This is a genomic window from Pseudonocardia sp. KRD291 (genome assembly GCF_019263595.1).
Lineage (GTDB): Bacteria > Actinomycetota > Actinomycetes > Mycobacteriales > Pseudonocardiaceae > Pseudonocardia.
The window spans coordinates 12,933-32,154 of sequence record NZ_JADQDD010000031.1; the positions used below are offsets into that span (position 1 = coordinate 12,933).

Genomic DNA, 19,222 nt, shown 5'->3' on the forward strand with positions numbered 1-19,222 from the left:
GTGGTGAGCCGGCGGTCTATCGCAGCCCGACGTAGCGGCCCAGCTCGGTCGCGGACCGGGCGAACAGCGCGTCCCGCTCGTAGAGCACGTTCTCGAACTGGCCGAACAGCTCGAACGTGACGTGACCGAACAACGCCGTCCACGCCGTCACCCCGCGCAGCAGGGCCTCGTCCGGAAGGTCCACCCCCAGCGCGTCGCGGGCCCGGGCGACATCGGCGTCGAGCGGGGCCGGGACGGCGTCGGTGGGGGTGTCCAGGCACCCGGCGGCGTGGGCGTCGGCCAGCACGGTCACCAGCGTCGTCACCGTCCGCGCGGCCGACGGGGTCGTCTCGCTCGGCGCGCTGTAGCCGGGCACCGGCGAGCCGTAGATCAGCGCGTACTCGTGCGGGTGCGCCAGCGCCCAGGTGCGGATCGCCGTCGCGACGGCGATCCAGCGCGCCGGGTGGTCGTCCCTCGGTGCGGTGGCCTCGGCGGCCTGCACGGCGTCACCGAGGGCGTCGTACCCCTCGGTGATCAGCGCGGTCAGCAGGTCGTCGCGGGTGGGGAAGTAGCGGTGCAGGGCCGACGAGACCATGCCGAGCTCGCGCGACACCGCGCGCAGCGAGAGCCCGGCCGCGCCGACGTCGGCGAGCTGGCGGCGGGCGGCGTCGACGATCTCGCGGGTCAGCTCCGCGCGGGCCCGGGCACGGGCGGTCCGTGGTGCGTTCACGCCGTCATCCTAGAGCATTCATCCGATAAGAGAGCGGTGCTCTTACATCCGGCCTGGTCGGGCGCGAGCCCCGCTCCGGCGCCCGTGGGTTCGGCGCGCGCTCCGGTCGTCGCGGACGCAGACTGGGTACCGACCGATCGGGGTCCGTGGGGCCCCTCTTGACTTCTACTGAAAGTAGAAGGATATTTCGGTCAGCAGGCCGCGAACGCCCGGGTCGCGGGATGTTCGTCGGAGCGCGAGGGGGCACACCATGAGCCCGGCAACTGCGTCGGCACCGTCACCGTCGATCCAGGTGCGTGCGGGAGCCGCCGCCGACCAGCTCGACCAGCGCTACCACCCGGCCGCGGGGATGCGGAAGCAGTTCAACAAGGTCTTCCCGACGCACTGGTCGTTCATGCTCGGTGAGATCGCGCTCTACAGCTTCATCATCCTGCTGCTCACCGGCACCTGGCTGGCCCTGTTCTTCGACCCGTCGATGGCCGAGGTCGTCTACGACGGGCCGTTCGACAACCTGCGCGGCGTGCACATGTCCCGGGCCTACGAGTCCGCGCTGGAGATCTCGTTCGAGTACCGGGGCGGGTTGTTCCTCCGGCAGGTCCACCACTGGGCGGCGCTGCTGTTCCTGGCCGCGATGTTCGTGCACATGTTCCGCACGTACTTCACCGGCGCCTTCCGCAAGCCGCGCGAGGCGAACTGGGTGATCGGGGTCGTGCTGATCCTGATCGGCACGTTCGAGGGCTTCACCGGCTACTCGCTGCCCGACGACCTGCTCTCCGGCACCGGCCTGCGGATCGCCTCGGGCATCACGATGTCGGTCCCGATCGCCGGAACGTGGGTTCACTGGGCCCTGTTCGGCGGTGAGTTCCCGGGGACGGAGATCATCCCGCGGCTCTACATCGTCCACGTGCTGATCTTCCCCGGGCTGCTGCTCGCACTGATCGCCGTGCACGTCGGACTGGTCTGGTACCAGAAGCACACCCAGTTCCCCGGGGCCGGCCGCACCGAGACCAACGTCGTCGGCGTGCGGATCCTGCCGCAGTTCGCCGCCAAGGGCGGTGCGTTCTTCGCCATCACGGCCGGACTCACCATGATCATGGGCGGGGTCCTGCAGATCAACCCGATCTGGAACCTCGGCCCGTACGACGCGGCGCACATCTCGGCGGGCTCGCAGCCGGACTTCTACATGATGTGGTCCGACGGAATGGCGCGGATCTTCCCACCGTGGGAGTTCTACCTCTTCGGTGAGTACACGATCCCGTCGGTGTTCCTGCCGACCGCGGCGTTCCTGCCGGTGCTGTTCGTGATCGCGGGGCTCTACCCGTCGATCGAACGCCGGTTCACCGGCGACGACGCGCTGCACAACCTGCTGCAGCGCCCGCGCGACGTGCCCGTCCGGACCTCGCTGGGCGTCATGGGTATCGCGTTCTACATGGTGCTGGTGCTCTCCAGCTTCAACGACTGGATCGCCTACTACGCCCACGTCTCTCTGAACGCGACGACGTGGGCGGGCCGGATCCTGATGCTGGCGCTGCCGCCGATCGCCTACTGGCTGAGCTACCGGGCCTGCCTGAGCCTGCAGAAGTCCGACCGCGAGGTGCTCGCGCACGGCATCGAGACCGGCATCATCCGTCGGCTGCCGCACGGCGAGTTCATCGAGGTGCACCAGCCGCTGGGCGGCGTGGACTCGCACGGTCACGCCATCCCGCTGGAGTACCAGGGCACGTCGGTGCCCAAGCGGATGAACCAGCTCGGGTCGGCCGGGTCGCCGGTGTCCGGGACGCTGCTCTCGCCGGACCCGGCCGACGAGACGGCCCGGCTCGGCCGCGCCCGGCACGAGGAGCACGAGCGCGAGCTCTCGGCCCGGGACGAGCGCCGCGAGCTGGCCGGACGTCCGGACGCCGGACGTCCGCGGGACCCGACCGAGTAACGGGCACGCGCACACGAGAAGGTCCGGTCGCCGGTCGAGACTGTGCGTGTCCAGCTGCGGTGGGGCGGTCGATCGCGACCAGTGGGGCGGGGTCGCGCTGCTGGTCGCGCACGGTGCGGACGTCGGTACCCGTGGGGCGAGGCGGCGGTGCGGGCCGTCGACGGCGGGGGAGCGGGTCCGGCTGTGACGGATCGCGCCCCACTGTCCGTGGCGAGCCCGAATTCGCGATTGCAAACAGTTTCTCGTGTTCGATCATCTGTTCGAATAGAATGAGTGCATGACCGCGGTCGACGACATCACTACCGTTCCGGGCGGCTCCTGTCCGGAACCCGTGATGCCCGCATTCGCACCGGTCGATCCGACGCTCGTGTGGCTGCTGGCCGAGCAGGACCCGGGTGTGGTCGACGAGTTGTGCGCTGACGGCAGTCTGTCGGAGGCGGGTCTGGTGGATCGGATCTCGGTGCTGGAGTCGTTGCAGCAGCGGGTCGCGGCGCTGCAGTCCGCGGCGGTCTACGCGTTCGCCCGCCGCCACGCCGCGGTCCGCACGGCGGGTGGGGTGGTGGAACCGGAGAAGCTCGAACGCAGCATCGCCGGGCAGATCGCGCTGGCGTGTCGGGTCTCTCCCGCCGAGGGCGGGAAACGGATGCGGATGGCCCGCGACCTGCGCAACGGACACCACCGGGTGCACGCCCTGTTCACCGCGGGCGAGCTCAGCGCCTACAAGACCGCCACCATCACGGCCGCCACCGCCGATCTCGACGCGGCCGAGCGCGCAGAAGTTGATCGCCGTCTGGGCGCGCACGACGTCGCGCACCTGGGTGTGGGCCGGATTCGGACCCTGGTCCAGGCGCTCGCGGCGCAGGTGGCGCCGGAGAGGTTCCACGCCCGCTCCCGCGCCGCGCGTAAAGCGCGGCGGGTGTCGCTGCGCCCGGCTCCGGACGGGATGACCGACCTGATCGCGCACCTGCCCCTCGAACAGGGCGTCGCCTGTTACGCCGCCCTGGCTCAGGCGGTCAACGCGGCCGCGGTGAGCTCGGAGCCGGTGACCCGCGGGCGCGGGCAGATCATGGCCGACACCCTGGTCGAACGCGTTACCGGACAGGTCACCGCGCCCGATGTCGCGGTCGAGGTGCAGGTGGTGGTGCCGGTCGAGGCGTTGATCGACCCCGACTCGCCGCTGCCGGCGCACATCCCCGGGCACGGCCCGGTCCCGCTCGACGTCCTGGCCACCGGCAGCGGCCGCAAGACCCTGCGCCGGCTACTGACCCGGGCCGGGATCGTGATCGGCGGGGACTCGCGGCAACGCCTGTTCACCGGGGTGCTCGCCGAGTGGATCAGGGCCCGGGACGGGTACCGGTGCAGCGAACCGTACTGCGACGCGCCGATCCGACATCTCGACCACATCCGACGATCCGCCGACGACGGCATATCCGAGTTCGACAACGGCAGAGGTGTGTGCGAACTCCACAACTATCTCCGCGAAACACCCGGGTGGAGCGTGGAAAGGACCGAAGAGGGCGTCCGAACGACCACACCGACCGGACACACCTACACCGCACCACCATGGCGCACCGCCGAGCATCGTGACCCCGGACCGCCGGGGTCGACCGGCTCCGTCGCAGGTGGTCGTCCCGACCTCAGGCCGCGGGCAGTTCCAGACCCAGCCGGTCCCGCAGCTCACGGGCGCCGGTCGTGGTGACCACGACCGAGCGGCGGTCCCGGCCACGGGTGACATGCCCTGCTCGCCCGGCAGCCGGGCGCTCACGGGAGAGTCTCCGGTGCCCTCGGTGCGGAGGAGGGCACCTCGGGGCCCGCCGGGGCGCGCCTCGGGCCGTGCCACCGCGACAGCGCCACCCCGGTCAGCGCGCACACCCCGCCCAGCAGCGCCGCCGCCGGTGGCAGCTCACCGAGCAGCGGCCAGGCCATCAGCACGGTCAGCGTCGGCACGAGGTAGGTCGTGACGCCCAGCCGGCCCGCGTCCATCCGCGACAGCGCGTAGGCCCACGTCCCGAACGCGAGTGCGGTCGGGACCAGACCGAGGTAGACCGCCCCCGCGACAGCCGGTGCCGGGGCGGTACCCAGCGCGTCGACGAGCCCGCCGGCCCACGGCAGGCACGCCACCGCCCCGATCACGCAGGCGATCTGGGTGACCTGCAGTGCGGGCAGCCGTCGCAGCACCGGCTTCTGGGCGAGCACGCCGATCGTCCAGGTCACCGCGGCCAGCAGGCACAGCGCCGCGCCGGTGAGGTCGAAGCGCGAACCCGCGCCGGCCGTCGAGAACCCGATCAGTACCGCGCCGGCGAACCCGATCCCGGTGCCGGCCAGCAGCGGCTTCGGGAACCCCTCGCCGAGCAGGGCCCCGGCCGAGAGCGCGATCAGGATCGGTCCGATGTTGACCAGCATGGCCGCCGTCCCGGCGTCGAGCTGGGTCTCGGCGGCGTTGAGCGCGACGTTGTAGACGCCGAACCAGCTCACCCCGCACACCGCCAGTAACAGCCACTCCCGTCGGGTCGGGCGCACCCAGGAGCGGCGCGCCAGCACCGCCAGGGACAGGGCGAGCCCGCCGACCAGCAGCCGTCCCAGCGCCAGGGGCCCGGCCCCGAACGCCGGACCGACCGCGCGGATCGCCACGAACGCCGATGCCCACGCCGTCACCGTCACCGCAGCCGCCACCGCCACCCGGGTCCCCGCGCCGTGCGCTCCTGCCGTCATGGACGCGACGGTAGGCCCGGCGGAGTTCGGCGGGCACCGAAATACCGGGACGCACGAGTACCGGGGCTCAGGAGTACCGGGAGGCCAGCGCCGGGTAGTCGGCCCAGTCCGGGAACGTCCCGCCGGACAGGGTCGCGCCGAGGCGGTCGAGGTACCAGTGCCAGCCGGGGCCGACGTCGGCCGGGGAGAAGCCCGCCGGCAACGTCTGGGCGAAGTGCAGGACGGTACCCCCGGAAGCGTCGTCGGCCAGCGTCACGACGATCTCCCACGGAGCCGAGCCGTCCTGCTCGATCGACACCGCGAGCCGGTGCGGAGGGTCGCACTCCACGACCCGCACCGACGACGGCGGGCCGCCGGAGTCCTCGGCGCTGGTCATCGTGAGCTCCACGAGGCCCCCGGGCCGCGCGTCGCCGGTGAACGAGCCGAACCAGCGGGCCAGCCGGTCGGACTCGGTCAGCGCCGGCCACACGAGCGCGGGCGGGTCCGGGTACTCGCGCCGGAACAGCAGCGTGTCGAGGCCGTGCGGCTCCCGGGTGACGGTCCCGGCGGGCGTGTCGATCGTGGTCATGGTCGCTCTCCGATCGTGGTCAGGGCAGGGTCGTGAACTGGGCGGTGGCGACCGCGACCGCGGCCTGGGTCTGCTCCTCGGTGGCCATCCCGGACTCGCGCAGCGTGGCCTCCCACGCCTGGACGAGGCCGACGTTGTACTCCAGGACCTCCGGCGAGTTCTGGAACTGCGCCGGGTCGCCCAGGTCGGTCCCGCGCAGGTGCAGCCCGAGAGCGAGGAACGCGCCGTCCCAGCCGGGGCCGACGTAGAGGGCGCCGCCCGCGTCGGGCACCGGCGTCGCCGTCACCGAGTGGTCCAGGGTCAGGACGGTGGACTCCGCGCCGTCGGCCGCCAGCTCGACGGTGACCACGCTCTCCGGGCCGCCCCAGGTGACCACGAGCGTCGACGGCCGGTCGCAGCGCAGGACCTCGCCGTCGGCGTTGCCCTCGGTGGCGAAGTGCCCGCCGACCTTCAGGTCGCCGCTCACCGGCAGGAACCATCGGGCGAGCCGCCCCCGGTCGGTCAGGGCGTCCCAGACGTCCTCCACGCCGGCCCGGTAGGTGCGCTCGAGCCGCACGGCGACCTGGTCGCCCCGCTCTCCCGCGTGCACCCGGCGGCGTACCTCGTCCAGCTCGGTGATGATGTCGATCATTCCTGGTTACCCCTCGATGCGATGTCGGGTGCGTTCGAGCGATCGCGTCGCCCGCGGGCGAGCTCGGTGCCGAGCGCGTCGAGACGCTGCGACCAGAACCCGCGCAGGCCCGCGAGCCAGTCCTCGGCGACGGCCGGGCCGCTCGGGTCCACGGCGTAGATCCGCCGGTTCCCTTCCGGTCGGACGGTCGCGAAACCGTTGTCGCGCAGCACTTTCAGGTGTTGGGAGACGGCCGGCTGGGTGATCCCGAACTCCTCGGAGATCACCGCGACGACGTCGCCGGAGCTCCGCTCGCCGGTGGCCAGGACTTCCAGGACCCGCCGGCGGACCGGGTCCCCCAGGACGTCGAACGCGTGCATGGACCAAGTATGAGCAGACACTAATATTAGTCAAGACCAATAGAGGAAGTCTCTTGACTTCGCGGTTCGTCGGTCCCATGGTTACTCACATGACTAACGAACCAACTGACTGGGACCGGGCGAGGCGGTTGCCGTGAAGGACGACGGGCGCCCGCTGTTCCTCCAGATCGCCGAGCAGATCGCCACGTCGGTCGTCGACGGGACGTACCCGGAGGAGTCGCAGGTGCCCTCGACCAACGAGCTGGCCGCCTTCCACCGCATCAACCCGGCCACCGCAGCCAAGGGTGTGAACCAGCTGGTGGCCGACGGGGTGCTCTACAAGAGACGAGGGATCGGGATGTTCGTGGCGGAGGGGGCACGGACCCGGCTGCTGGAGAGCCGCCGGGAGGACTTCGGCCGGCAGTACATCGCTCCGCTGGTCACCGAGGCCGGGAAGCTCGGGATCGACCCGGAGCAGCTCAAGAAGATGATCGACGTCTGGGGGGACGAGGAATGAGTGCGCACGAGACGGGCGCAGGCGGAACGAGCATCGACAACGTGATCGAGATGCGTGGCGTCACCAAGCGCTACGGCAGCTTCACCGCGCTGGACGACGTGAGCGTCGCGCTGGAGGCGAACATGATCCACGGCCTGCTCGGTCGCAACGGGGCGGGCAAGACCACGATGATGCAGCTGCTGACCGCGCAGAACTTCGCGACGGCGGGTGTGATCGAGGTCTTCGGCGAGCAGCCCTACGAGAACGCCGGTGTGCTGAGCCGCACCTGCTTCATCCGGGAGGCGCTCAAGTACCCGGACAACTACCGCCTCCACCACGCGCTGTCGGCCGCCGCGATGGTGTACCCGAACTGGGACGCCGCGTTCGCCGAGTCCCTGGTCGAGGAGTTCGCGGTCCCGCGCAAGCGGCCCATCAAGAAGCTCTCGCGCGGCCAGCTCTCCGCGGTCGGAGTGATCATCGGCCTGGCCTCGCGCGCCCCGCTGACGTTCTTCGACGAGCCCTACCTCGGTCTCGACGCCGTCGCCCGGCAGCTGTTCTACGACCGGCTCCTCGCCGACTACGCCGAGCACCCGCGCACGGTCGTGCTGTCCACGCACCTGATCGACGAGGTCTCGGAGCTGATCGAGCACGTCGTCCTGATCGACAAGGGCCGCATCCTGATCGACGAGGACGCCGAGGTGCTGCGCGGCCGCGCGGTCACCGTGACCGGTCCGGCGCAGGCCGTCGAGTCGTTCGCGGCCGGGCACACCGAGCTGCACCGCGAGCAGCTGGGCGGGTTCCTGCGGGTCACGCTGTCCGGCGTGACGCCGCAACCGGCACTGAGCGCGCAGGGGATCGAGTTCGAGCCGGTCTCGCTGCAGCAGCTCGTCGTGCGCACCACCCAGAGCAACGTCGGCGGGCCCGGCGCCGACCTGGCCGTCGCCGGGTCCACGAACCGGAAGGTGCTGTCATGAACAACCGCGTGCTGACCGCGGCCCGGCTCAACGTGGTGGACGCGAGGACGAGACTGGGGATGCCCTGGCTCATCCTGGCGGCGGCGTTCCTGGTCAACCTGCTGATCTACGGCCTGATCCGGGCCAACACCGACGACGGCGACGACGGGACGACCGGCGCGCTCGCGGCGTTGTACTTCTTCATGGCCGCGGCCTACCTGCAGACGATGACCCAGACGTTCCCGTTCGCGCTGAGCCTGGGCGTCACCCGCCGGAACTTCTACCTCGGAGCCTCCCTGGTCGTCGTCCTGGAGTCGGTGCTGCACGGGGTGCTGTTGACGATCATGCTCGCGCTGGAGCAGGCGACCGGCGGATGGGGCCTGGCCCTGCGCTTCTTCGGGGTCCCGTTCATGGTGCAGCCCAACCCGGTGCTGCAGGTCGTCGCCTACGCCGTGCCGTTGATGGCGCTGGGCTTCCTGGGCCTGCTGGTCGGCACCGTGTTCCGGCGCTGGGGTCAGGTCGGGATCTACGCAGGCGGCATCGCCTCGATGCTCGTACTGGGCGGCCTGGTCGCACTGATCACGTGGCAGCAGTGGTGGGGCGCGGTCGGCGAGTTCTTCACCACCACACCGGACCTCGTGCTGGTGGGGGCCTACCCGCTGGTGGTGGTGGCGCTCGCGGCCGCCGGGGGCTTCCTCCTGGTGCGTCGCGCGACGCCGTAGGACACGCGGCCGTGGTGTGGGGGAGACACCCGGCCGCCGCAAGGGGACGAGGACCCGGCCTCCGACGGGGGGTGGCCGGGTCCTCGTCGTGTCTAGCTCTCGTAGGGGTCGGACGGCGCCGGGACCGGTGTGAGTGCGGAGATCGTCAGGTCCGGGACGTAGCGGTCGGCGACGTTGCCGGTGCCGGGCACGACCGTGCCGCGGACCTGTAGCCAGCGTTCCCCGCCGTCCGGGAGCGGGCCGTCCGGGAGCGGGCCCTCCGGTGCCGTGCCGCGCAGGCGCAGCATCGACGGGCGGGCGTCGGCGGCGCAGCAGCTGATCCGCATCCGGGCGAGCACGACGTCGCCGCGGTGGCGGGCGAGGAAGCCGGTGACCACGACCTCGCGTCCGGCCACCGAGCGCGAGTCGTCCCACACCGCCCGGTCGACGACGTCGCCGAGGCCGAGCGCGAGCGTCCCGCCCGGCAGCGGCGGGTAGAGGTCACCGCTGCGGACGGTGCCCCCGCTCGTCCGGTTCACCGCGTCGGCACCGAGCGCGGGCGGCGCGACGAGCGCGATCACCAGCACCGGCAGGAGCAGCAGCCACGGGGCGTGCGACCGGTCGTGGGCGTGGTCGTCGTCCGCGGCGTGGGTGCGCCCGCGCAGGTCGCGCACCGCGCCGACGACGGCCAGGCCGACCGCCGCCGTCCCGGCCGCGACCAGCAGCCACCGGTGGCCGGGGCGGACGTAGCGCAGCACCGAGTCGTCGACGCAGACCCGGAGCATCACCCCGCCGAGCACCAGCAGCAGCGCGTGCTGGGTGTCGCGCCTCATCGGAGGCCGCCGAAGACCAGCAGGCCGGCGCCGACGCCCGCCGTCACGGCGACGGCGAACGTGGCCGGGGCGAAGCGCACCGCGAACGCGCGCCCGAACGTCCCGGCCTGCAGCGCGACCAGCTTCAGGTCCACCGCCGGGCCGACGACCAGGAACACCAGCCGGGGCAGCAGCGGCAGCATCGCCAGCGACGCCGCGACGAACGCGTCCGCCTCGCTGCACAACGACAGCAGCACGGCCAGCACCGCCATCACGGCGATGCCGAGCAGCATCCGTCCGGCCAGCGCGTCCAGCCACTGCGGTGGCACCAGCACGCGCAGCGCGGCCGCGGCCACGGCGCCGACGACCAGGAACGCCCCGGCCGAGACGAGGTCCGCCCGCGCCGTCTCGGCCACCACCGCCCATCGGGCCTTCCCGGTGCCGGCCGGTGCCGGAGCGAGCCGCCGGGTGATCCACTCGCTGCGACCGGCCCGCTGCCAGAGCCACCCCATCGCGCACGCGGTCGTCAGGGAGCCGAGGAACCGTGCGCCCACCATCTCCGGAGCGTCCGGGAACGCCGTGGCCGTCGCCACCAGCACCACCGGGTTCACCGCCGGTGCGGCGAGCAGGAACGTCAGCGCGGCCGCCTCCGGCGCGCCCTGCCCGATCAGCCGCCGCGCGACCGGCACCGACGCGCACTCGCAGCCGGGCAGCACCATCGCCGCGGCCCCGGCGACCGGCACCGCGACCGCCGTCCGGGCCGGCAGCACCCGGCGCAGCACCACCGGTGAGACGAAACCGGCGATCAGCCCGGACAGCAGAACCCCGAGCACCAGGAACGGCAGGGCCTGCAGGCAGACGGCGACGAACACGGTCGCCGCGGTGCGCAGGGCGGGCGCGTCGAACGCGTCGGCGATCAGGGACCGGGCCAGCACGGCGGCGAGCAGCACCGCGCAGAACACGTGCAGCGAGGTGGCCCCCGGACGGGGCCGGACGGCGGTCGTCACGGCGGGGATCGTGGCACCGGGCCGACCCGCCCCACGGACGGATCACGAATCCGTTCCCGAACGCGATCGGTGGCTACGGGCTGTTGTCCAGGACCACGTCGGCGCGTTCGGCCGTGCGCTCCGCGGCGGCGAGGGCCTGCTCCTGGGTCGACCAGCGGGCCCGGAACGGCGCGTACCCGGTCCAGTCCTCCCGCGCGCGCAACCGTCGTTCCCGCTGCTCGGCGGGGGTGTCGACCCAGACGGCCAGGCTCGTCACCGGGGTCAGTACCCGGGCCCCGGCGCCGCAGCCCTCCAGCACCACGACCGGCGCGGGGTCCGTCGAGCGCCACGGTCCGGGGGCGTCGCGGTCCCAGTCCCAGGTCCGCCGGCGCAGCATCGAGCCGGTGGCGAGCGGGTCCCCGATCCACCGCCGGGCGAGCGCGGGGGTCCGCGCGAGGCCGTCCCAGCCGGGGTAGATCTCCTCGAGCGTGATCAGCGGGGCGTGCAGGGACCGGGCCAGGTGCCCGGCCAGCGTCGACTTCCCGGCCCCGGAGAACCCGTCCACGGTGACCAGCCGGTTCCCGGCCGCCCCCGGCTCCGCCGCCCGGACCAGGGCGCCGACCGCCGCGGCCCACCCGCCGCTGCGGTCCACCCGGATCCGCCGACCCGCCCCGTCGGGCCACTGGTGAACCATCACGTGCGGCGCGCGCTCGTCCTGGTTCACGAGTTCCGGCTCAGGGCGTGACGACGATCTTGATGTGGGCTGCTGCGGGGTCCGGGGACAGGGCGTCGCCGACGTGGTCGAGGTCCACGTGCGCGGTCACCAGGCGGTCCAGGTCCACCGCTCCGGACGCGGCGAGCTCGACCGCGGTCGGCCAGGTGTCGGCGTAGCGGAACGTGCCGGTCAGCGTGATCTCCCGGGACTGCAGCGACGCCACCGGCAGCGTCATCTCGTCGGCGCCCATCCCGACCAGGACCACCGTGCCGCCCGCGCGGACGGCTCCGATCCCGGCGGTCACCGCGGCCGGGGCACCGGAACAGTCGACGAACACGTCGGCGTCGACGCCGCGGCCGGCCGGGTCGCCGTCGCGCGGGTCGAGGACGTCGGTGGCGCCGTGCTCCAGGGCGCTCGCGCGCCGCCGGGCGTCGAGGTCGGTGACCACGACCTGCGCGGCGCCGAGCACCCGCGCCACCTGCGCGACCAGCAGCCCGATCGGCCCGGCGCCGGCCACGAGCACCCGCGAGCCGAGCCCGGTGCCGGCCTTGCGGTTCGCCCAGATCGCCACCGAGAGCGGCTCCAGCAACGCCGCCGCGTCGTCGGAGACGGAGTCCGGGACGGGGTGGGCGAAGTCGTCGGCGATCGTCACGTACTCGCTGAACGCGCCGTCGACCGGCGGGGTCGCGAAGAACGCGATGTCCGGACAGAGGTTGTACTCGCCGCGGTGGCAGTACCGGCAGCGACGGCAGGGCACGCCCGGCTCGATCGAGACCCGCTGCCCGATCCGGGAGGCCTCCACCCCGGTCCCGACGGCGACGACCCGGCCGGACGGCTCGTGCCCGAGCACCAGCGGCTCGCGGACCACGAACTGGCCGATCCGCCCGTGCGTGAAGTAGTGCACGTCCGACCCGCAGGTCCCCACGGCGCCGACCCGCACCAGCACCTCGCCGGGCGCGGGCCGGGGGACCGCGCGCTGCTGGACCTCCAGCTCGCCCGCGGCGCGCAGCACGCTGCACCGCATCGACTCGGGGACCCCGCTGACCGCTCCGGACACCCGCAGGACACTGCCAGCCCGGTCGGGATCGCGCCACGCCCGCCGGGCGGCGCGCGGGCGGTATCCGCGTCGCGTCCGCCGTCCGGGGAGGGCCATGATGCGGCGGTGCTCCCGGACGTCGCGCTCGCCGACCTCGACGAGTCCACCCTCGACGACCTGCTCGCGGCCGCCGTCGACGGCGCCGACCCGGCCGAGGTGATGGCTCCGCTGCCCGGCGAGCGGGGCTGGACCGCCGCCCAGCGCGCGGAGTTCCGGGCGTTCCACCGCCGGCGTTCGCTGGCGACGGCGACGCCGGTGGAGCGCACGTTCGTGGTGCTCGCCGACGGCCGGGCGGCGGGCGCGGCCCGGCTGGAGCCGGTCGCGGACGGCGTCGAGATCGGGATCTGGCTGGCCCGCCCGTGGCGCGGGCGCGGCGTCGGGGGACGGGTCGTGCACCTGCTGGCGGCACGGGCCGGTGGCCGGGAGCTCGTCGCGGAGACGACGAGCGGCAACGCCGCGGCGCTCCGGCTGCTCCGGACCCTGGGTGCCGAGCTGAGCACGGACGGCGACGATGTGCACGCCCGCCTGGCCCCGCCCCGGATCCTGGGCGGCGGGACGCTGGACAGCGCACCCGCCGGTGGTGATTGACTGTCTCCGGTCACGTCAGCGCTCCCCGCACGGCTGCCGATGGCCGATCGACGACGAGAAGGGCGCCGATGGGCTCGGGCATCGAACGGCCGGCGGTCACCGGCTTCCACCACGTGTCGGCCATCGTGTCCGACGTGGAGGCCAGCGCGACCTGGTACCAGCGGGTGCTCGGCCTGCAGCGGCTCCCGGTGACGTTCCCGCACCACGGCGAGGACTCCGGCGACGGCAAGGCGGCGCTGCTGCTCGACACCGCGACCGGGGTGATGATCGAGCTGCACCACGACGCGGCGGGGAGCGCACCGGACCGGGCCCGCAACGCGCTGGACCACCTCGCGTTCGGCGTCGCGGACCGCGCGACGCTGGACGGCTGGGCGGCCTGGCTGGACACGCTCGGCGTCGTCCACGACGGGGTCCGCGACCGGACCGAGCCCACCACCTACGCGGCCCTGGAGTTCCAGGACCCGGACGGCATCGCCCTGGAGTTCATCTACTTCCCGACCGGGTGACCGGCGCCGCGACCTACCCCGACCGGGAGCGAACACGCATGAGCCCGACCCCAGGCACTCCGTCCGGCACGCTCGGCTCCGGAGCCGAGCAGCCCGACACCTACGAGCGCAGCCTGGCGCACTGGGCCGAACAGGGCCGGGCCGGGATGGAGGCCTTCTACGCGCTGGCCTCGGAGGACTACCGGCAGATGGTCGCGGCCCGCAACTGGTCGGCCGACCTGCGCCGGGTGGCCCGCGACTCCCGGGTGCGGGCGCTGGACGTGGCGTGCGGCAGCGGGAAGTTCCCGGCCGAGCTGATGCGCCGGGGACTGGCCGACGCGCTGGCCGGGACGACCGTCGAGGTCGACCTGCTCGACCCGTCCGCGTTCTCGATCGCCGAGGCCCGCTCCGTGCTCGGCCCGCCGTTCGTGCCCGCGGCCGAGCACGAGGTCCGGCTGCAGGACCTCGACCCGTCCCACGGCGACTACGACGTCGCGTGGGCGACACACGCGCTCTACGCGATCCCGCCGTCGGAGCTCGACGCCGGAGTGGCCCGGATGGTGGCGGCGCTGCGGCCGGGCGGGTTCGGCGCGGTGGTGCAGGCGACCACGACGTCGCACTACCTGCGTTTCGCGGAGCTGTTCCGGGCCGCCCACTCGCCGGCGGGCACGCCGTTCACCAGTGCCGAGCAGGTCGCCGCGTCGCTCGTGGCCGCGGGCGTCACACCGTCGGTGGGGACGCTGCGCTACACGGTGGGCAGCACCGACCGCGACGTCGTCGAGGGGTTCCTGCAACGGTGCGTGTTCGACGACTCGGTGCCGCTGAGCCGGATGGAGGCCGACGGCCCGCTGGGTGAGTACCTGGCCGGGTGCCGCGGGCCCGAGGGCTACCGGTTCGTCCAGGACGTGCACGTGCTGACCTGGGACGTGTAGGGCCTCGGGCGCTGTGTTCAGCGGGCGTAGTGCTCAGCGGGCGTTGTGGAAGATGACGCCGAGCACGTTGCGCTCGCCGGTGTGCACCTCGCTGACCCCGTGCCGCATCTGCACCCGGTGGTACCCGCGCGAGCCCCGTCGCGGGCGTTGCCGGACCGGGAACACGACCGCCTGGCCCTGCTGCGGGCGCAGCACCGTCGGCCGGGACTGCATGCGCGGCCGCTGCTCGACGAACACGCTCTCGCCGCCGGTGAAGTCGTCGTCCGGGCGGCTGAGCATGACCAGGAACTGCAGCGGGAAGACCAGGTCGCCGTAGACGTCCTGGTGCAGGCAGTTGAACCCGGTCGGGCCGTAGCGCACCACCAGCGGGGTCGGCCTGTGCTGCCCGGCCGCCGCGCACTCGTCGACGAGCCCGTCGAGGGTCTCCGGGAACGTGCGCTCGCCGAGGAGCCCCGCCCAGTCGTTCGCGACCCGCGCGAGGTGCGGGTAGACCCGCTCGCGCAACGTCTGCACCAGCGGCGGAAGCGGGTCGGCGAAGTAGCGGTAGCTGCCGATGCCGTAGGAGTGCCGCGCCATCACGACGGTGTTCCGGAAGCGCGCGTCGTCGTCGAACATCGCGGTGATCTCGGCGCACTGTTGCGGGGTCAGCAGCGGAGGGGTGACCGCGGTGCCGGTCTCGTCGAGCCGGTGTCGCAGGTCGGCCCAGTCCAGCCCGTCCAGGGCGGGGACGGCGGCGTCGGTGGTCGGTGCGCGCGTCATGGTGGGCCCAACACCGTCCCGGCCCCATCCGTTGCACCTCCCCCCACCCGACGCAGCCACGCGAGGTCGTCGGTGGGAGTCCGCGGGACGGGTGTCGTTGACATCGCGGCCGCGGGCGACGAAGGATGCCGACCATGGCAGCGAGGGCGCCGCGACGGCGCACAGGGTTCTGACCAGGTGTTCTCCCGCATCCTGATCGCCAACCGGGGCGAGATCGCCATCCGGGTCGCCCGTGCCGCCGCCGATCTCGGCGTCGGGTCGGTCGCGGTGTACGCCACCGACGACGCCGGGGCCCCGCACGTCGCCGCGGCCGACACCGCGGTCGCGCTGGCCGGGTCCGGGCCCGCGGCCTACCTCGACGTCGACGACGTCCTGCGCGCCGCCGCGGCCTCCGGTGCCGACGCCGTCCATCCCGGCTACGGGTTCCTGAGCGAGAACGCCGGGTTCGCCCGGGCCTGCGCCGACCGGGGGGTCACGTTCGTCGGGCCGCCGCCGCAGATCCTGGACGCGTTCGGCGACAAGACCCGCGCCCGCGCGTTGGCCCGCGAGGCCGGTCTCCCGGTGCTCGCCGGCACCGACGGGCCGGTCGACGCCGACGGCGCCGAGGCGTTCCGGGCCACGCTGGCGGCCCCGGGCGCGGTGATGCTCAAGGCGCTGGCCGGTGGTGGCGGCCGGGGGATGCGCCGGGTGCCCGCGCGGGCCCCGGCCGAGTCGGACCCGGCCGGCGCCGGCGCCGGAGCGGGCGCCGCGGCCGAGCTCGCCGCCGCGCACGCCCGCTGCGCCTCCGAGGCGCTCGCGGCGTTCGGCGACGGACGGGTGTTCGCCGAGGAGCTGCTGGTCCCGGCCCGGCACGTCGAGGTGCAGATCGCCGGCGACGGCACCGGGGCCGTCGTGGCGCTGGGCGAGCGGGACTGCTCGATCCAGCGGCGGCACCAGAAGATCGTCGAGATCGCCCCGGCGCCCGGTCTGCCGGAGCCGGTCCGCGCGGAGCTGCTCGCCGCGGCGGTCCGGCTGGGTGAGTCGGTGCGCTACTCCGGGCTCGGCACCGTCGAGTTTCTCGTCAGTGGGCAGAGAATCGTGTTCCTGGAGGTCAACCCCCGTATCCAGGTCGAGCACACGATCACCGAGGAGGTGACCGGCGTCGACCTGGTCGCCACCGGCCTGCGCCTGGCCGCCGGTGCGACGCTGGCCGAGATCGGACCGTTCCCGCAGCCGGCCGGGTGCGCGGTGCAGCTGCGGATCACCTGCGAGACCACGAACCCGGACGGGACGACGACGCCGTCGGCCGGGACGCTGAGCGCCTACGAGCTGCCGTCCGGGCGCGGGATCCGGGTGGACGGCGCCGGCTACCCCGGCTACCGGACGAGCCTGCGTTACGACCCGCTGCTGGCGAAGCTGATCGTGCACGACCGGGCCGCCGATCTCCCGGCGCTGGCCGCCCGCGCCGGCCGCGCGCTCTCCGAGTGCCGGGTCGAGGGCGTCTCGACGAACCTGGACCTCCTGGCCGGGGTCGTCGCGCACCCGGCGTTCGCCGCCGGAGCGCTGAGCACCGACTTCCTCGACGACCACCTCGCCGACGTCCTCGCGACGCCGCGACCGCACCGCTACGTCGAGGCGGCGCCGGGTGCCGCCGACGGGCCGCGCTCCCCGGCCGGGACGGCCGCCGCGGTGGAGGTCCCGCAGGGCTCCACCGCGCTGCGCGCCGACCTGCCCGGCACGGTCGTCACGGTCGAGGTCGCCGAGGGGGACGAGGTCCGCGCCGGCACCGCGCTGCTGGTGCTCGAGGCCATGAAGATGGAGCACGTCGTCGCCGCCCCGGTCACCGGCACCGTGCGCGCGCTCGGCGCCGCCGTGGGCCGGACCGTCGCCGCCGGGGACGTGCTCGCCGTCCTCGACCCGGCCGCCGACGCCACCGACGACGCCGTGACGGCGGACGAGGTCGACCTCGACCACGTCCGGCCGGACCTCGCCGAGGTCCTCGACCGGCACGCGCTCGGCCACGACGACCGCCGCGGCGCCGCCGTCGCCAAGCGCCGGGGCACCGGTCTGCGCACCGCACGGGAGAACCTCGACGACCTCTGCGACGACGGCACGTTCGTCGAGTACGGCGCGCTGGCCATCGCCGCGCAGCGCGGGCGCCGCTCGCTCGAGGACCTGGTCGAGCGCACACCCGCGGACGGCATGCTCGCCGGCACCGCGACCGTCAACGCCGGCCTGGTCGGCGACGAGGACGCGCGCGTGGCCGTCGTGGCCTACGACTACACGGTGCTCGCCGGCACCCAGGGCTTCACCAACCACAGGAAGAAGGACCGGATCTTCGAGCTGGCGCGGCGGCGTCGGCTGCCGGTCGTCGTCTACGCCGAGGGCGGTGGCGGGCGGCCCGGCGACACCGACGGCAGCTGGGCCTCGATGCTCGACGTGCCCGCGTTCGAGCTGTTCGCGAAGCTCTCCGGGCTGGTCCCGCTCGTCGGCGTGGTGGCCGGGCGGTGCTTCGCCGGCAACGCCGCGCTGGCCGGGATCTGCGACGTGATCATCGCCGTGGAGGGTGCGAACCTGGGGATGGGCGGCCCGGCGATGATCGCGGGCGGTGGGCTCGGCGATGTCACCCCGGACGAGGTCGGGCCGATGTCGGTGCAGGTCGGCAACGGCGTCGTCGACGTGCTGGTGCCCGACGAGGCGGAGGCGACCCGCGTCGCGAAGCAGTATCTGAGCTACTTCCAGGGCACCGTCGAGGACTGGACCGCGCCGGACCCGCGCGCGCTGCGCCACGTCGTCCCGGAGAACCGGGTCCGCGTCTACGACATGCGCGCGGCGGTGCACGGCCTGGCCGACGAGGGATCGGTGCTGGAGCTGCGACGCGGTTTCGGCGCCGGGATGATCACCGCGCTGGTCCGCGTCGAGGGCCGTCCGATGGGGTTGATCGCGAACGACCCGACGCACCTCGGCGGTGCGATCGACGCCGACTCGGCGGACAAGGCGGCCCGGTTCCTGCAGCTCTGCGACGCGTTCGGGCTCCCCGTGCTGTCCCTGTGCGACACCCCCGGCTTCATGGTCGGGCCCGAGTCCGAGCAGCGGGCGACGGTGCGGCACTTCAGCCGGATGTTCGTCGTCGGCGCGAACCTGTCCGTGCCGATCGGTCTGGTGATCACCCGCAAGTGCTACGGCCTGGGCGGGCAGAGCATGTGCGGTGGCGACCTCAAGGCCGCGGCGTTCGCGGTGTCCTGGCCGACCGGCGAGCTGGGCGGGATGGGCCTGGAGGGCGCGGTCCGGCTCGGGTACCGCAAGGAGCTGGAGGCGGTGCAGGACCCGCAGCGGCGGCAGGCGTTGTTCGACGAGCTCCTGGCCGCGGAGTACGAGAAGGGCAAGGCCCTGTCCACCGCCCAGGTGTTCGAGATCGACGACGTGATCGACCCGGCCGACACCCGGCGCTGGGTCACCTCGTCGTTCCCGCCGGCACCGGTCGGAGTGCGGGCCCCGACGGTGCGCCCGTTCGTCGACACCTGGTGAACCGGGGACCCCGCCGGGCCGCCGCATCGCCGGACGGGGTCCTCTCCTGCCCTGCGTGATGACGTCACGTGGTCGACACGACATCGACGGGGTTAATTCACACCACCAACGGTGGGCACTCCTACCTCAACCGTCACATCCGTACGTAGCGTCGCTCGCGTCCCGATGGTTCATGCGAACGAGGCGGTCGAGCGGACATGGCACGCGCTGTTGCACGACGGATGGTGATCACCGGAGTCGCGATGTTCACGGCCGGGGTGGTGTCGGTGGCCGGGAGCGGCCTGGCGCCGGCCCATGCCGATGACGC

19 protein-coding genes are annotated in these 19,222 nt (G+C 73.5%); 9 read left to right on the plus strand and 10 right to left on the minus strand.

All coding sequences use genetic code 11. The annotated features are described in order from the left end of the window. Positions 1-16: 16 nt before the first annotated feature. Complete coding sequence (locus I4I78_RS07225; RefSeq protein WP_218610426.1) at positions 17-709, minus strand: TetR/AcrR family transcriptional regulator; 693 nt, start codon at positions 707-709, stop codon at positions 17-19. Between the two features lie 250 nt (positions 710-959). On the opposite strand from I4I78_RS07225, the gene I4I78_RS07230 reads away from it, so the two are divergent. Next, a complete protein-coding gene (locus tag I4I78_RS07230) occupies positions 960-2,636 on the plus strand; it encodes a ubiquinol-cytochrome c reductase cytochrome b subunit (protein ID WP_218610427.1) in 1,677 nt (558 codons plus the stop codon). 334 nt (positions 2,637-2,970) lie between these two features. Next, positions 2,971-4,335: an HNH endonuclease gene (locus tag I4I78_RS07235; protein WP_218610428.1), complete on the plus strand. Its 1,365-nt coding sequence runs from the start codon at positions 2,971-2,973 to the stop codon at positions 4,333-4,335. Between the two features lie 62 nt (positions 4,336-4,397). Here I4I78_RS07235 and I4I78_RS07240 read toward each other — a convergent pair whose 3' ends face one another. The 4 genes from I4I78_RS07240 to I4I78_RS07255 all read right to left on the minus strand — a co-directional run bounded on the left by I4I78_RS07240 (position 4,398) and on the right by I4I78_RS07255 (position 6,906). Further along, positions 4,398-5,348 (minus strand): DMT family transporter, encoded by a 951-nt coding sequence (locus I4I78_RS07240; RefSeq protein ID WP_218610429.1) that lies wholly within the window; start codon positions 5,346-5,348, stop codon positions 4,398-4,400. Between the two features lie 67 nt (positions 5,349-5,415). Further along, positions 5,416-5,916, minus strand: coding sequence for an SRPBCC family protein (locus I4I78_RS07245; protein ID WP_218610430.1), 501 nt, complete (start codon positions 5,914-5,916; stop codon positions 5,416-5,418). Positions 5,917-5,935: 19 nt separating this feature from the next. Beyond that, positions 5,936-6,547: an SRPBCC family protein gene (locus I4I78_RS07250; protein WP_218610431.1), complete on the minus strand. Its 612-nt coding sequence runs from the start codon at positions 6,545-6,547 to the stop codon at positions 5,936-5,938. Beyond that, entirely contained in the window at positions 6,544-6,906 is a 363-nt protein-coding gene (locus tag I4I78_RS07255) for a helix-turn-helix transcriptional regulator (RefSeq protein WP_218610432.1), read from the minus strand. Before I4I78_RS07255 ends, I4I78_RS07250 begins: the two co-directional genes overlap by 4 nt. A gap of 133 nt (positions 6,907-7,039) precedes the next feature. Here I4I78_RS07255 and I4I78_RS07260 point away from each other — a divergent pair, with 133 nt between their 5' ends. Genes I4I78_RS07260 through I4I78_RS07270 form a run of 3 tightly spaced genes read left to right on the plus strand, consistent with a single transcriptional unit; the run spans position 7,040 to position 9,056 of the window. After that, on the plus strand, positions 7,040-7,402 hold the full coding sequence (locus I4I78_RS07260) for a GntR family transcriptional regulator (protein ID WP_218610433.1): 363 nt from the start codon (positions 7,040-7,042) through the stop codon (positions 7,400-7,402). Beyond that, positions 7,399-8,355, plus strand: coding sequence for an ABC transporter ATP-binding protein (locus tag I4I78_RS07265; RefSeq protein WP_218610434.1), 957 nt, complete (start codon positions 7,399-7,401; stop codon positions 8,353-8,355). Before I4I78_RS07260 ends, I4I78_RS07265 begins: the two co-directional genes overlap by 4 nt. Then, complete coding sequence (locus I4I78_RS07270) at positions 8,352-9,056, plus strand: hypothetical protein (RefSeq protein ID WP_218610435.1); 705 nt, start codon at positions 8,352-8,354, stop codon at positions 9,054-9,056. Before I4I78_RS07265 ends, I4I78_RS07270 begins: the two co-directional genes overlap by 4 nt. A gap of 92 nt (positions 9,057-9,148) precedes the next feature. Here I4I78_RS07270 and I4I78_RS07275 read toward each other — a convergent pair whose 3' ends face one another. The 4 genes from I4I78_RS07275 to I4I78_RS07290 all read right to left on the minus strand — a co-directional run bounded on the left by I4I78_RS07275 (position 9,149) and on the right by I4I78_RS07290 (position 12,605). After that, positions 9,149-9,868 carry a TIGR03943 family protein gene (locus I4I78_RS07275; protein ID WP_218610436.1) on the minus strand — a complete coding sequence of 240 codons (720 nt, stop codon included), beginning with the start codon at positions 9,866-9,868 and terminating at the stop codon, positions 9,149-9,151. Further along, positions 9,865-10,854 carry a permease gene (locus I4I78_RS07280; protein ID WP_308251955.1) on the minus strand — a complete coding sequence of 330 codons (990 nt, stop codon included), beginning with the start codon at positions 10,852-10,854 and terminating at the stop codon, positions 9,865-9,867. The genes I4I78_RS07275 and I4I78_RS07280 overlap by 4 nt, the downstream gene beginning before the upstream one ends. 73 nt (positions 10,855-10,927) lie before the next feature. Further along, positions 10,928-11,557 (minus strand): hypothetical protein, encoded by a 630-nt coding sequence (locus I4I78_RS07285; protein ID WP_218610437.1) that lies wholly within the window; start codon positions 11,555-11,557, stop codon positions 10,928-10,930. Positions 11,558-11,567: 10 nt separating this feature from the next. Continuing rightward, on the minus strand, positions 11,568-12,605 hold the full coding sequence (locus I4I78_RS07290; RefSeq protein ID WP_308251956.1) for an NAD(P)-dependent alcohol dehydrogenase: 1,038 nt from the start codon (positions 12,603-12,605) through the stop codon (positions 11,568-11,570). Positions 12,606-12,710: 105 nt separating this feature from the next. Here I4I78_RS07290 and I4I78_RS07295 point away from each other — a divergent pair, with 105 nt between their 5' ends. The 3 genes from I4I78_RS07295 (at position 12,711) to I4I78_RS07305 (ending at position 14,649) form a co-directional block, all read left to right on the plus strand. Then, positions 12,711-13,232 (plus strand): GNAT family N-acetyltransferase, encoded by a 522-nt coding sequence (locus tag I4I78_RS07295; RefSeq protein ID WP_308251957.1) that lies wholly within the window; start codon positions 12,711-12,713, stop codon positions 13,230-13,232. A 68-nt stretch (positions 13,233-13,300) separates the two neighbouring features. Then, positions 13,301-13,738, plus strand: a complete 438-nt coding sequence (locus tag I4I78_RS07300; RefSeq protein WP_218610438.1) for a VOC family protein — start codon at positions 13,301-13,303, stop codon at positions 13,736-13,738. A 38-nt stretch (positions 13,739-13,776) separates the two neighbouring features. Then, positions 13,777-14,649: a bifunctional 2-polyprenyl-6-hydroxyphenol methylase/3-demethylubiquinol 3-O-methyltransferase UbiG gene (locus I4I78_RS07305; RefSeq protein ID WP_218610439.1), complete on the plus strand. Its 873-nt coding sequence runs from the start codon at positions 13,777-13,779 to the stop codon at positions 14,647-14,649. A gap of 33 nt (positions 14,650-14,682) precedes the next feature. Here the strand turns inward: I4I78_RS07305 and I4I78_RS07310 are convergent, their stop codons facing one another. Further along, positions 14,683-15,408, minus strand: coding sequence for a 2OG-Fe(II) oxygenase (locus I4I78_RS07310; protein WP_218610441.1), 726 nt, complete (start codon positions 15,406-15,408; stop codon positions 14,683-14,685). A gap of 177 nt (positions 15,409-15,585) precedes the next feature. On the opposite strand from I4I78_RS07310, the gene I4I78_RS07315 reads away from it, so the two are divergent. Further along, on the plus strand, positions 15,586-18,915 hold the full coding sequence (locus I4I78_RS07315; protein WP_218610442.1) for a carboxyl transferase domain-containing protein: 3,330 nt from the start codon (positions 15,586-15,588) through the stop codon (positions 18,913-18,915). Positions 18,916-19,222 lie beyond the last annotated feature (307 nt).